Source organism: Maricaulis parjimensis, from assembly GCF_016817355.1.
Lineage (GTDB): Bacteria > Pseudomonadota > Alphaproteobacteria > Caulobacterales > Maricaulaceae > Maricaulis > Maricaulis parjimensis.
Genome location: NZ_JADOTT010000001.1, coordinates 722,506 through 735,176 on the forward strand (window position 1 = coordinate 722,506; position 12,671 = coordinate 735,176).

Below are 12,671 nucleotides of genomic sequence, written 5' to 3' on the forward strand. Positions count from 1 at the left end.
CCGTCCCAACAGGATAATTTCCTATCTGTCGATTGTATACAATCTCGCTCCGGCCGGAGCGCCTAGGCCGGTTCGAACTCTTCGGTGTCGATGGTTTTTTGCATGGCCGCGCCATAACGCGGGCCTGACACCGTCTTTTCATTGATCAGCGCATCCAGCCGCGCAATCACATCCTCTGTCAGGCTGATATCGCGGGCCGCAAAATTCTCGGCCAAGTGCGCCTGTGACGTTGTGCCCGGAATGGCGTGGACATGATTGCCGCGCGACAGCACCCAGGCCAAGGAGAGCTGGGCTGGTGCCATGCCCAACTCAGCCGCGACGGCATTGAACTGGTCCACAAGCGCCAGATTGGCCGGCCAGTGCTCCGCGTTGAAGCGTAGCTGGCCGCGGCGCAGATCGCCGGGGGCAAGGGTTTCCGGATCGCGAATCCCGTCTGCCAGAACACCGCGGGCAACCGGCGAGAAGGCGATGAAGGCCACACCCAGTTCGCGGCAGGCTTCCAGCACGGCGATCTCCGGATTCCGGGTCCACAGCGAGTATTCGGTCTGCATGGCCGCGATCGGGTGTTCGGCATGGGCGCGGCGCAGGGTTTTGGCTGACATTTCGGACAGGCCGATCGCGCCGATCTTGCCTTCCTTGATCAGCTCGGCCATCGCGCCGACCGACTCCTCGATCGGCGTCTCGAAATCCCGGCGATGCATGTAGTAGAGCTCGATATGGTCGGTCTGCAGCGCGCGCAATGAGGTGTCCACCGCCTCCCGGATCGTGTCCGGCTTGCAGTCGATCCGGCGCTTGTCGCCATCAATGATGATGCCGCATTTGGACGCGAGGAAGAATTCCTTCCGGCGATGCTTCAACGCCTTGCCGATCAGGACTTCATTCTTGCCCAGCCCATAAAGCCGGGCGGTATCGAGATGGTCATAGCCCAGGTCCAGCGCCTTGTTCAGCACGGCCGTGGCATCCGCCTCATTGGGCGGCGTGCCATAGGCGTGGGACAGGTTCATGCAGCCCAGGCCGATGGCTTGCAGGCTGCGTCCGGCGATGGATCTCGTCGTCATAGCGGCAATCCGATGTAGTTCTCTGCGATGCTTTCCCGCGCCGCGCGTGAATTCGCGATGTAGTCGAGTTCCGCGCGTTGCATCTCGCGTTCAAAGCTGGAGTGTTCCGGAAACTGATGCATCAGGCTGGTAAGATACCAGCTGAAGCGCTCGGACTTCCAGATGCGGGCCAGGGCGCGAGCGGAATATTTGTCCAGTGCGTCCTTGTCGCCCGACTTGAAGAAGGCGATCAGGGCGTCCGACAGGTAGATCACATCCGACGCGGCCAGGTTCAGCCCCTTGGCACCGGTTGGCGGCACGATATGGGCCGCATCACCCGCGAGGAAGAGCGATCCGTATTTCATCGGTTCGAACACGAAGGAGCGCAGCGGTGCGATGGATTTCTCGATCGAGGGGCCACGCGTGATCTTGCTGCCGGCATCCGGGCCAAGGCGAATGGCGAGCTCATCCCAGATCCGGTCATCGGACCAATCGTCCAGATTGGTGTCGAGCGGCGCCTGGATGTAATAGCGGCTGCGTGTCTGCGAGCGCATGGAAGCCAGGGCAAACCCGTTGGCGTGGTTGGCGTAGATCAGTTCGTCATCGCAGGGCGGCACATCGGCGAGAATGCCGAGCCAGCCGAACGGATAGACGCGCTCATGGCCGGTACCGGCCGAGGCCGGAATAGCCTTGCGGCTGGGGCCGTGGAAGCCGTCGCATCCGGCAATGAAGCGGGGGTTGAGCGTATGGCTTTCGCCGCCGCTGGAATAGGTGACGCTGGGCGAATCGCTGTCGACATTGTGCAAGGTGACGTCTTCGGCTTCCCAGACGATATTCAGTCCGCGCTGGGGAATGGCATCGATCAGGTCCTGCTGGACCTCGCTCTGGCCATAGACCATCACGCTGCTGCCGGTCAGTTCCGCCAGGTCGATGCGGATCAGGTTTTCGCCATCTGCCAGGTGGAAACCGTCATGGATCAGGCCCTCTGCCTTCATGCGGGCATCCAGGCCAAGCCTTTCGAGAAGCTCTGTCGTGGTCTTTTCCAGTACGCCGGCGCGGATACGTCCGAGGACGTAGTCCATTGAGCGTCGCTCCAGCACAACCGGTTCCAGTCCAGCCTGTTGCAGCAAATGGGCAAGCAGGAGGCCGGACGGACCGGCCCCGATGATGGCGACGTCACATTTCATCAGCGCATGCCTTCTTCCAACTGCCCGAGCACTTCGTAACAGGGCAGGACCTTGGCGACGGAGGAATTGGGTTCACGGCCTTCGCGGATCGCGGCAATGAATTCGCGGTCCTGCAGCTCGATGCCATTCATTGAGACATCGACTTTGGACACATCGATCGGCTCTTCCTTGCCTGTGACGAGATCGTCATAGCGGGCGATATACGTGCCGTTATCGCAGATATAGCGGAAGAAGGTGCCCAGCGGACCGTCATTGTTGAAGCTCAGCGAGAGCGTGCAAATTTTCCCGGTCTCGGTCTTCAGCTGGATCGACATGTCCATGGCGATCCCCAGTTCGGGGTGCTGCGGGCCCTCGACAGCCTGGGCGACCACGACTTTCTCGCCAGTCTGGTACTGGAACAGGTCGACCGTGTGCGCCGCATGGTGCCACAGCAGATGGTCGGTCCAGGACCGCGGCTCACCCTTGGCGTTGATATTCTTGCGGCGGAAAAAATAGGTCTGCACATCCATCTGCTGGATGGACAGTTCACCGGCCTTGATCTTGTTGTGCACGTATTGGTGGGACGGGTTGAAGCGGCGTGTGTGTCCGACCATGCAGACCAGGCCGGTTTCCTTCTGCTTGGCCATGACAGCCTGGGCGTCGGCCCAGCTGTCGGCCAGCGGAATCTCGACCTGGACATGCTTGCCGGCATCCATGCAGGCGATGGATTGTTCCGCGTGCATCTGGGTCGGCGTACACAGGATGGCAGCGTCGACCTCAGGGTCGGCCAGAGCCTCTTTCAGATCCGTGCCGACATTCTTGACGCCATGCTTTTCGGCCGTGGCCTTGGTGCGGTCATACTCTCGGCCGATCACCCAAGTGACTTCGACGTCATCGATTTTGGCTAGGCCATCCAGGTGTTTCTCACCGAAGGCGCCGGCGCCGACGAGTGCGATTTTCATGCTTCTTTCTCCAGGACAATGTGTCCGACAGCGGTATTTGAGGCGGGAACGTGGAAGTGGCGGTGAAGCTCCTTGATATTGGGGCCCAGGGCACCGCGCATGATCAGCCACATCACCATTTCAATGCCTTCCGACCCGGTTTCCCGCAGGTATTCGATGTGCGGGATGTGCCGCAGGCGTTCCGGGTCGGCGGTCAGGTCGTCGAGGAATTTCTGGTCCCATTCCGCGTTGATCAGGCCGGCCCGCGGGCCCTGCAGCTGGTGGCTCATGCCACCCGTGCCCCAGATCTGGACGTTGAGGTCTTCCTCGAAGCTCTCCACGGCGCGGGCGATGGCCTCGCCCAGCATCCAGCAACGGTTGCCGGAGGGGGGCGGATAGGTCACGACATTGACCGCCAGCGGGATCACCTTCACCGGCCAGGCTTCCGGTTGCCCATAGAGCAGGGACAATGGAACCGTCAGGCCGTGATCGACATCCATCTGATTGATGATGGTCATGTCGAACTCGTCGAGGATCAGGCTCTGGGCGATATGCCAGGCCATGTCGGCATGGTTCTTGACCGGCGGTACCGGCCGCGGTCCCCAGCCTTCATCAGCCGGCTGGAATTCGTCCGCACAGCCGATCGCGAAGGTCGGGATCAGGTTCATGTCGAAGGCCGAGGCGTGGTCGTTATAGACCAGGATGATCACGTCGGGCTTTTCCTCGGCGATCCACTTCTTCGACCATTCATAGCCTTCATAGATCGGCTTGAAATACGGGTCGTCCATCTTGCCCTGGTCGATTCCGACGCCGAGCAGCGGGACGTGGCTGGTGGCGACGCCTGCGGTAATTCTGGCCATCAGCGGCCCTCCTTGATCGAACGCAAACCTTCGGGAGACCGGCCGCCGGCCATCATCATGGCCTTGTAGTCCTCTTCGCTCATCCCGCTCATGGTCGAAACAGCCTGAACGAAGGAGAGACCATCGGTGGAGAAGATTTTCGCGAGGAAATAGATATTGCCGCCCAGATCCAGCAAGCGGTTGTAGTCGCGATCCAGGACAGCCTGTTTCTGCTCGTCCGTCATCGGCCAGTCTTCAAGATAGGCCGCTTCATCCGCGAGCCATTTCTTGCGGTTTTCCGCCTTCATCAGGCTCATGGCGAACTGGTTCAGCCAATAGCCCGCACGGGCCCGCTTGGTCGTGTAGACCCGGGTGCCGGGGATGTCGTCGAATTCGGCGAGGTATTCGTGGATATCCTGACTCACAGGCCGCGCTCCTTCAGTTGTGCATCCAGACGCGGATAGACGCGCCGGGCATTGCCTTCGAAAATGGCGTGCCGGGTCTCGGCCGACAGGCCAAGCGCTTCGACATAGCGTTTCGTGTCATCAAAATACTGGCCCGTGGTCGGGTCGATCCCGCGTACGGCGCCGACCATTTCCGATCCGAACAGGATGTTCTTGTGATCGATCACGTCGAACAGGAGGTCGATGCCGGGCTGGTGGTAGACGCAGGTGTCGAAATAGACATTGCGCATCACGTGTTCATCGAGCGGCGGTTTGGACAACATGTCCGCCAGACCGCGATACCGGCCCCAGTGATAGGGCACGCCGCCACCGCCGTGCGGGATGATCAGGCGCAAATCCGGGAAGTCCTTGAACAAATCGCCTTGCAGGAACTGCATGAAGGCGATCGTGTCAGCGGCAATGTAGAAGGCCCCGGTCGCATGCAGGCCCGGATTACAGGAGCCGGAGACATGGATCATGGCCGGTACGTCGAGTTCGCACATTTTCTCGAACATCGGGTACCAGTACTTGTCCGTCAGGGGCGGGTGCTTGAAATGACCGCCGCCGGGATCCGGATTGAGATTGCAGCCGACGAAGCCCAGCTCATTGACGCAACGCTCCAGTTCGGCAACCGATGCCTTGAGATCGGCTTCCGGGGATTGCGGCAATTGGCAAACCCCGATGAAGGTCTCAGGAAACAGATCGATCACGCGTTTGATCAGGTCATTGCAGCGGCGCGACCATTCCAGTGACACGGCCTGGTCGCCGACATGGTGGGCCATCGCCGAGGCGCGCGGCGAAAAAATCGTCATGTCAGCGCCACGCTCGCGAACCAGGCGCAGCTGGTTGGCCTCGACGCTTTCGCGGATCAGGTCATCCGGAATATCCGGATAGGGGGGCGGGGTCTCGCCCTTGGCAAAGGCCGATTTTTGGGCTTCGCGCCAGTCATTGTGGGGCGCCGGAGCCGTTGTGTAGTGGCCGTGGCAATCAATAATCAGGGTCATTCAGCGGCCGCCTTGTTTGAGGGGGCGATAAGATCGAGCTTGTCTTTCAGAGTGTCCGGCAGCTTGTCCGGACGCTGGTCGCCGAGCTGGCGTTGCCAATGTGCCGTTGCGGCAGCCAGTTGCGGGTCAATGGACATGGCAGTGAGCATTGAAGCGACCTGGTCCATTTCTGCCGCGCGCCGCTTGCCGTGAGTCAGCATGCGGTCAAGATTGTAATTGGCTTGGTCGGCCCATTCTTCTCCGAGCGAAGCGCGGATCTCGTCCAGAACACCGGCCTGCTGGGCGGCCAGGGCGCAGCAGGCGCTGATCGCCTCGCGGCCCTTGACCATGATCGAGCGGATCATCTTGATGGCGGAAGCCCGGCCGACTTCCGTGCCGACGCTACGAACGTCGGTGAAGCCGGCCGAGCGGAGGAGGGATACGGCGGGGTCAGCCTGTGGCCCACTGACAAGGAGTGGCGTTGAAAGGCGTTTGGGCAGGACGGGCGACATAACGGCGACGTCCACATAGTGTGCGCCGGTCTGTTCAATGCTGCGCGCGGCTGCCCGCTTAGTGTCGGGTGCAACCGAGTTGAAATCCAGATAGAGAGTGCCCTTGGCAAGGTTCTGGGCGGCATTGACCGCGGCAATCAGGGCCTGGTCTGCCGTGACCACGCTGATCACCGCTTGCTGGTCGGCAACCGCCTCGGCCAGGGTCTCACAACCCGCCACCTTGTGTGTCTCATAAGCAGCCTGCATGACGGAACGGGATGTCTCGTCCTCCGTCAGCCGGTCAAAGGCGCGGCTCTGTGCGGACCAGTCCGGCGCGCCGGTGAAAGCCCGTGCCGCCTCGCCAAATCCGATGAAGGCAATCTGTGCAGTCATGAATGTCTCGCTAGTGGGTTTGGTGAAGGGCCGCTAATCGGAAACGCGGCACATCCATAAGCCAATTCGAACTATCGTGTTTTCCAGCGGCCCGGTGCGACCTGTTTCAACGTGTCGATGAACCGGGATTCCAGGGCTGTCGGACGCCAGTCCTTGCGATGGGTGAGGCCGATGGTCCGGCTCATCCAATCCGGTCCGCTGCAGACCACGCGCAATCGGTTGGTCTCCAGTTCGACGCTGACCTGGTCGGGTGAAAGCAGGCTCAGATAGTCCGTCGACAACAGCATGTTGCGGATCGTGATCACGGAGCCGCATTCCACGGGGACGCGTGGCGGCGGCAGGCTGGCTTCCTGGAAATACCGTTCCAATTGCTCGCGCAGCGGCACGCCCAGGCCCGGCGCGGCCCAGGGATAAGGCGACAGGTCGGCAACGGAAATGGTGCGCGAGGTATGAAACACAGGGTGTGTGCTGCGTGCCATCACGACCGGCCTGTCCTCGAACAGGGGAAGCTGGGTGACGTCCGGTCCGGGCTCGGGTTCGCGAAGGGCGCCGAGCAGCATGTCCAGATCGCCGTCGCGCAGCGGTTCGATCAGTTCGGCATGGGAACCGTCCGTGATGGAAATTTCGACATCCGGGTCCCGGGCGTGGAAGGCGACTGCGGCATCCGGCAGGATGCGGGCCCGCGACAGGGGCATTGAACCCACGCGGATCTTGCCGCGGCTGAGGCCGCGCCGTGCTGCAAGGTCGATAAGGGCGGCCTCGATCTCGATCTGTGCGAGGCGCAGGGAGCGGGCGAGCAGGCGGCCCCTGCGGGTGATCTCAAGCCCCCGCCCGCGGCGCGCCACCAGAGAATGACCCAGCGAAAGTTCCAGATCGCTGACGGCACGATGCAGTGACGCCTTGGAGACCCCCAGCAGCGCCGCCGCCGGGCCATAGCCGCCGGCACTGGCCAGAGCGATGAAGGCCCGGGCCCGGGCATTGGTCAGATGGGGAGATTGCAGGCGCTCCAGTGCGGCGGCAACCCGTGGATAGATCAGGTCGGCAGCAGGGGTTGGCCGCATGCCAGTGGATTGCCGCTCGAAGAGGACTTCATCGAGCTGATTCTCCAGCCGGTTGATGGCTTGTGTCACGGCAGGCTGCGACAAATTAATGGCTGCGGCGGCGGCCGCGACCGTGCCAAGTTCACACGTGCGACCAAATGCACGCAGATGGCGAATGTTGAGGTCCCAGGGTTCCATTGTTCTCTGTCAGCTTGAACTTATAGCGTCCCCCCAGTTTGAATTTTGCTATGGCGAAGGCAAGCCCTACCGCTCTAACTCCGAGATTCAGGATCGAATTAATGACCGGTGTTGTCGTTCAGAATATCCAGCGTGCTGACCCCGAATTGGTGGATGCGCTCGGTGCATGTGGCGTCGCCACGGTGCATGAAGCGCAGGGCCGCAAAGGTTTGCTGGCCTCCTATATGCGTCCGATCTATTCCGGTGCGCGTGTCGGGGGATCGGCTGTGACCATTTCGTCGCCGCCGGGCGATAACTGGATGCTGCATGTGGCGATCGAGCAGCTGAAGGCCGGCGACATTCTCGTCCTCGCTCCGACGTCACCCTGCACGGACGGGTATTTCGGCGACCTTTTGGCCACGTCTGCCCAAGCGCGCGGCTGCCGGGGCTTGGTGATTGATGCGGGTGTCCGCGACGTTGCTGATCTCAAAGAGATGAATTTCCCTGTCTGGTCGCGCGCGATCTGCGCCCAGGGCACGGTCAAGAACACGTTGGGCTCCGTGAATGTGCCGGTGGTCTGCGCCGGCGCGGCCGTCAATCCGGGCGACATCATCGTGGCCGATGATGATGGTGTGTGCGTCGTTGCTCGCGAGGAAGCCGAAAACGTTCTTGAGAAGGCTAAGGCCCGCGAGGCCGCGGAGACCGAAAAGCGCGAACGGCTCGCCTCCGGGGAGCTGGGGCTCGACATCTACAAAATGCGGGACCGTCTCAAGGAGATGGGGCTGCGCTATGTCTGACGGAACGGCCTGCATGTGGATGCGCGGAGGCACCTCGAAAGGGGCGTTCTTCCTGCGCGGTGATCTGCCTGCCGAGGCCGAGGCGCGGAATGATTTTCTGTTGCGTATCATGGGGTCACCGGATGACCGCCAGATCGACGGGATGGGTGGGGCGGATCCGCTGACCAGCAAGGTAGCGGTCGTGTCTCCGTCGGAGCGTCCGGGCGTGGATGTCGACTATCTCTTCCTGCAGGTCTTCGTGGACCAGGCCCTCGTCTCTGACTCCCAGAATTGCGGAAACATGCTGGCAGGCGTGGGGCCGTTCGCGATTGAACGCGGACTGGTCCAGGCTGAAGACGGCGAAACCCGGGTCACCATCTACATGGAAAACAGCGGTCAGACGGCCGTGGTGAGGATCCAGACCCCGGACGGCCAGGTCAGTTATGCGGGCGATGCCCGGATCGATGGCGTTCCCGGCACCCATGCGCCGATCCCGATCGAATTTCGCGATACGGTCGGCTCGAGCTGCGGTGCCTTGCTGCCGACGCAACGGGCGCTGGACGAGATTGATGGTGTTGCTGTCACCCTGATCGATAATGGCATGCCCTGCGTCGTGATCGCTGCGGAGGATGTTGGCGTGACCGGTTATGAGGACCGCGAGACGTTGGATGCTGACACCGTCCTCAAGGCAAAGCTTGAATCCATCCGCCTGCAGGCTGGGCCGCTGATGAATCTCGGTGATGTCCGGGAAAAATCCGTTCCCAAGATGATGCTGGTCGCGGCACCTCGCGAGCATGGCGCGATCTGCGTGCGCAGCTTCATTCCCCACCGTGCCCATGCCTCGGTCGGCGTGCTGGGCGCTGTCACGGTGGCGACCGCTGCCCTGCTCGAGGATTCGGTGGCGCACCGCTTTGCAAACCTGCCCGCCGGGTCGCGCAAGCGGCTGGATATCGAACATCCGACCGGTGCGATCAGCTGTGATGTGGAGCTCGATGAATCCGGCGCTGTCGCCAGCGCGGCCCTCATCCGGACCGCCCGCAAACTCATGGATGGCGAGGTGTTCGCATGAGCCGGATCAAGAGCTGGACCGACACGCCGAGCAAGCCGCACTTTGTGCCGCCTGAAGGCGCCGTGGATTCACACTGCCACGTCTTCGGCCCGCAAGCGCTCTACCCGTTCAGCCCCAAGGCAAAATACATTCCCGAGGATGCGGGCGCCGAAGATCTCATCGTGCTGCGGGACCATCTGGGCCTGTCGCGCAATGTGATCGTCCAGGCCAGCTGTCATGGCTTTGACAATGCGGCCACGCTCGCCGCGATTGCGAGCTGTGGCCAGGACCGCGCCCGCGGCGTTGCTGTGGTCGATCCGGATATTTCCGATGCCGAACTCCAGGCCCTGCACGATGGCGGGATACGCGGTGTGCGATTCAATTTCCTCAAGCGCCTCGTGGACCATGCGCCCAAGGACAAATTCCTCGAAATTGCCAAACGCATCGCGCCGATGGGTTGGCATGTCGTGGTGTATTTCGAGGCGGATCTGCTGGAAGAGCTGACCCCCTTCCTGGAGGCCATCCCGACGACAGTGGTGATCGACCATCTGGGGCGGCCGGATATCGGCCAGGGACCTGACGGCGCTGACATCACGGCTTTCAAGGCGCTGATGGATGCGCACCCGACTTTCTGGACCAAGGTGTCAGGCGCCGAACGTCTCTCCCTTCAGGGTCCGCCTTTTGACGATTTCGTCGAAGTGATTGCTCCGATCGTGGCGCGCTATCCCGACCGGGTCCTTTGGGGCACGGACTGGCCGCACCCGAACATGCAGCACGATATCCCGGATGACGGCCGTCTGGTCGACATCCTCCCGCGACTGGCTCCGAGCGAGGACCTGGTCCGGAAGCTTCTGATCGACAATCCAATGCGGCTGTACTGGCCGGAGGAGGTTGCCGACTGAGCTGGGATCAAACGGGGCAATAGAGGGCTGCCCCCATTCTTTCCAAAACAATCCGGTCAAAGAGCTGGAGCTGAAAAACATCACATGAAACCCGGCAACAGGCCGGATCATGCTCAAGGGGAGTAAAAATGACTAGATTCCACAAGAAGTGGTTGCTCTGCGGAGCAGCCCTTGTCGGCGGCTTGTCCGTCACCAGCATGGCTGCGGCCCAGGATGAGAGCGCCAGCTCGGCCTCCACCGATGTCATCACCGTTACGGCGCGTCGCCGTGAGGAAAACCTGCAGGATACGCCGGTTTCCGTGACGGCCTTCACGGGCGACATGCTCGAGGAAGCCCAGATCTTCTCTACCGATGATATCGACCAGGTCACGCCGAACCTTCAATTCGCCAACAATGCACCGCTGGCCGGCAATAATGCCTCGTCGCAGATTTTCATCCGCGGTATCGGCCAGACCGACCCGACGGCAACCGTGGACCCGGGCGTCGGCATCTATATCGATGATGTCTATATGGGCCAGTCCGTGGGCGGCACGATGGATTTCCGCGATATCGCCGGTGTCCAGGTCCTGCGCGGTCCGCAGGGTACGCTGTTCGGCCGCAACACGATCGGTGGTGCGATCGTGTTGACCACGCGTGAGCCTGGCGATGAATTCGGTGGCAATGTCCGGGTTCGGACGGGCACCGACAATCTCATCGATGTGTTTGCCGGTGTGGATGTGCCGTTCAGCGACACGCTGACCTCGCGTTTCACCTATGGTGCCCGGCGCCAGGATGGTTATGTCACCCGCGCCTATACGGGCGAGGATCTGGGCGACACGAATAACTGGCTGGCCACGGCCCGTTTCGTCTGGGAGCCGACCAGCAATTTCTCCGCCCGTCTGTCGATGGACTATTCCCGCGCCGATGAAAACGGCTCGCCGCTGGTCTTTGCGGCGTCCAATGAAAGCGCGACCTTCCAGCGTGTGGCCTCGGCCGATGCCGGATGTCCGGGTTTTGGCGGGAACTGGCTGGCCCTGCCGTCCGTGCCGCTGATTGATGATCCGCGTTGCGCCAACGACTTCCAGGCCGCCGGCGAATTCGTCAATAACGGTACCTATGACTTGACCAGCCAGCTGCTGAACTACGGTGCCTCGCTCGTGCTCGAGTATGATGTGAATGACAACATCGTGCTGAAGTCGATCACGGCGGTCCGTACCTTGAACTGGCGCGGTATCCGCGATGCGGACAATACGCCGCTGACCATCCTGCACACCAATTATGACAGCCGTGGTGATGAATACAGCCAGGAATTCCAGATGCTGTATGAAGGCGACCGTCTCAATGGTGTGGTCGGTGCCTATTTCGGCGGCGACGAGACCAATGACCAGGTCCTCGTCCAGCTGAACACGCCGGCTCCGGGCGAACAGCTCGACAGTGACAATGTCATCGTCGACGATTCCACCTGGGCCGTGTTCACGCAGTGGACCTATGACTTCAACGAGGCGTTCCAGCTGACATTCGGCGGCCGCTACACCGAGGACACCAAGGGCTCCATCCCGGACCAGTTCAACTACAATAATCCCAGCGCCAAATACCTGCCGGTGCAGCTCTATGAAACCACCTTCACCGACTTCTCGCCGTCTGTGACCCTGCGCTATCGCCCGAATGAACAGGCCATGTTCTATGCGAGCTATTCCCAGGGCTTCAAAGGCGGTGGCTGGAACAGCCACTTCAACCGTCCGCAATCGCAGGCCGAACTGGATGCGTTCCATGCGTTCGACCAGGAAACGGCGGAAACCATCGAAGTCGGCTTCAAGCTGGACCTCGCCGACAATACGGTTCGCCTGAACGGTGCGATCTTCACGACGGACTATACCGATCTGCAGATCACCTATCGTGCCGGTGTTGCGCCCTACATCACCAATGCCGGCCAGGCCGGTGTTGACGGGTTCGAACTGGAAGGCACCTGGGTTCCGGCACCGGGTTGGGAGATCACGGGCGGTATCGGCTATCTGGATGCCAAGATCGAACAACTTGATCCGATTGCGGGTCTGGCAACCGGTGTCGCTGTGGGCAATGCCCTGCCCTACACACCGGAATGGCAGGGCAATATCGGCATCGCCCGGGACTGGGATTTCGATAATGGTTGGGGCGCCAGCGCCCGTGCCGGCATCTCCTACCAGTCCGAGACTTTCTTCGATGCCAACAATACCGTCGAGATTGCGCAAACGGATGCGGTCACCCTGGTGAACCTCACCTTTGCGATCGACAATCCGGACGGAGATCTGCGTTTCTTCGCGGGTCTGAACAATGTGACCGACGAGGTCTACCCGATCGCGGGTAACTCTTCCCTGGGCACAGGCAGCGGCTATGCCGAGATCGCCTATGACCGGGGCCGGACCTGGTATGTCGGCCTGGAGCGCGACTTCTAGTCGGGCCCCAGCACGAAGCAGGGA

The 12,671-nt window shown here is 61.5% G+C and carries 12 protein-coding genes; 4 read left to right on the plus strand and 8 right to left on the minus strand.

The features are described 5' to 3' along the window. Positions 1 to 62 precede the first annotated feature (62 nt). The 8 genes from I0K07_RS03260 to I0K07_RS03295 all read right to left on the minus strand — a co-directional run bounded on the left by I0K07_RS03260 (position 63) and on the right by I0K07_RS03295 (position 7,531). Positions 63 to 1,058 carry an aldo/keto reductase gene (locus I0K07_RS03260; RefSeq protein ID WP_203291258.1) on the minus strand — a complete coding sequence of 332 codons (996 nt, stop codon included), beginning with the start codon at positions 1,056 to 1,058 and terminating at the stop codon, positions 63 to 65. After that, positions 1,055 to 2,224, minus strand: a complete 1,170-nt coding sequence (pobA, locus tag I0K07_RS03265; protein WP_203291265.1) for a 4-hydroxybenzoate 3-monooxygenase — start codon at positions 2,222 to 2,224, stop codon at positions 1,055 to 1,057. The genes I0K07_RS03260 and pobA overlap by 4 nt, the downstream gene beginning before the upstream one ends. Next, positions 2,224 to 3,165 carry a Gfo/Idh/MocA family oxidoreductase gene (locus tag I0K07_RS03270; protein ID WP_203291267.1) on the minus strand — a complete coding sequence of 314 codons (942 nt, stop codon included), beginning with the start codon at positions 3,163 to 3,165 and terminating at the stop codon, positions 2,224 to 2,226. The genes pobA and I0K07_RS03270 overlap by 1 nt, the downstream gene beginning before the upstream one ends. After that, positions 3,162 to 4,004 carry a class III extradiol dioxygenase subunit beta gene (locus tag I0K07_RS03275; RefSeq protein ID WP_203291269.1) on the minus strand — a complete coding sequence of 281 codons (843 nt, stop codon included), beginning with the start codon at positions 4,002 to 4,004 and terminating at the stop codon, positions 3,162 to 3,164. The genes I0K07_RS03270 and I0K07_RS03275 overlap by 4 nt, the downstream gene beginning before the upstream one ends. Continuing rightward, entirely contained in the window at positions 4,004 to 4,408 is a 405-nt protein-coding gene (gene ligA, locus I0K07_RS03280; RefSeq protein WP_203291271.1) for a protocatechuate 4,5-dioxygenase subunit alpha, read from the minus strand. The genes I0K07_RS03275 and ligA overlap by 1 nt, the downstream gene beginning before the upstream one ends. After that, on the minus strand, positions 4,405 to 5,430 hold the full coding sequence (locus tag I0K07_RS03285) for an amidohydrolase family protein (RefSeq protein WP_238934389.1): 1,026 nt from the start codon (positions 5,428 to 5,430) through the stop codon (positions 4,405 to 4,407). Before I0K07_RS03285 ends, ligA begins: the two co-directional genes overlap by 4 nt. Continuing rightward, positions 5,427 to 6,293, minus strand: coding sequence for a DUF1932 domain-containing protein (locus I0K07_RS03290; protein ID WP_203291273.1), 867 nt, complete (start codon positions 6,291 to 6,293; stop codon positions 5,427 to 5,429). The genes I0K07_RS03285 and I0K07_RS03290 overlap by 4 nt, the downstream gene beginning before the upstream one ends. Before the next feature lie 71 nt (positions 6,294 to 6,364). After that, the gene (locus I0K07_RS03295; RefSeq protein WP_203291275.1) at positions 6,365 to 7,531 is read right to left on the minus strand and encodes a LysR family transcriptional regulator; all 1,167 of its coding nucleotides are present in this window, start codon (positions 7,529 to 7,531) and stop codon (positions 6,365 to 6,367) included. 101 nt (positions 7,532 to 7,632) lie between these two features. Between I0K07_RS03295 and ligK the strand changes: the two genes are divergently transcribed. The 4 genes from ligK (at position 7,633) to I0K07_RS03315 (ending at position 12,647) form a co-directional block, all read left to right on the plus strand. Beyond that, positions 7,633 to 8,307, plus strand: a complete 675-nt coding sequence (gene ligK / locus I0K07_RS03300; protein ID WP_203291277.1) for a 4-carboxy-4-hydroxy-2-oxoadipate aldolase/oxaloacetate decarboxylase — start codon at positions 7,633 to 7,635, stop codon at positions 8,305 to 8,307. Beyond that, positions 8,300 to 9,355, plus strand: coding sequence for a 4-oxalomesaconate tautomerase (locus tag I0K07_RS03305; protein WP_203291279.1), 1,056 nt, complete (start codon positions 8,300 to 8,302; stop codon positions 9,353 to 9,355). The genes ligK and I0K07_RS03305 overlap by 8 nt, the downstream gene beginning before the upstream one ends. Continuing rightward, complete coding sequence (locus tag I0K07_RS03310) at positions 9,352 to 10,236, plus strand: amidohydrolase family protein (RefSeq protein ID WP_203291281.1); 885 nt, start codon at positions 9,352 to 9,354, stop codon at positions 10,234 to 10,236. The genes I0K07_RS03305 and I0K07_RS03310 overlap by 4 nt, the downstream gene beginning before the upstream one ends. A gap of 128 nt (positions 10,237 to 10,364) precedes the next feature. Continuing rightward, complete coding sequence (locus I0K07_RS03315; RefSeq protein ID WP_203291283.1) at positions 10,365 to 12,647, plus strand: TonB-dependent receptor; 2,283 nt, start codon at positions 10,365 to 10,367, stop codon at positions 12,645 to 12,647. Positions 12,648 to 12,671: the final 24 nt, after the last annotated feature.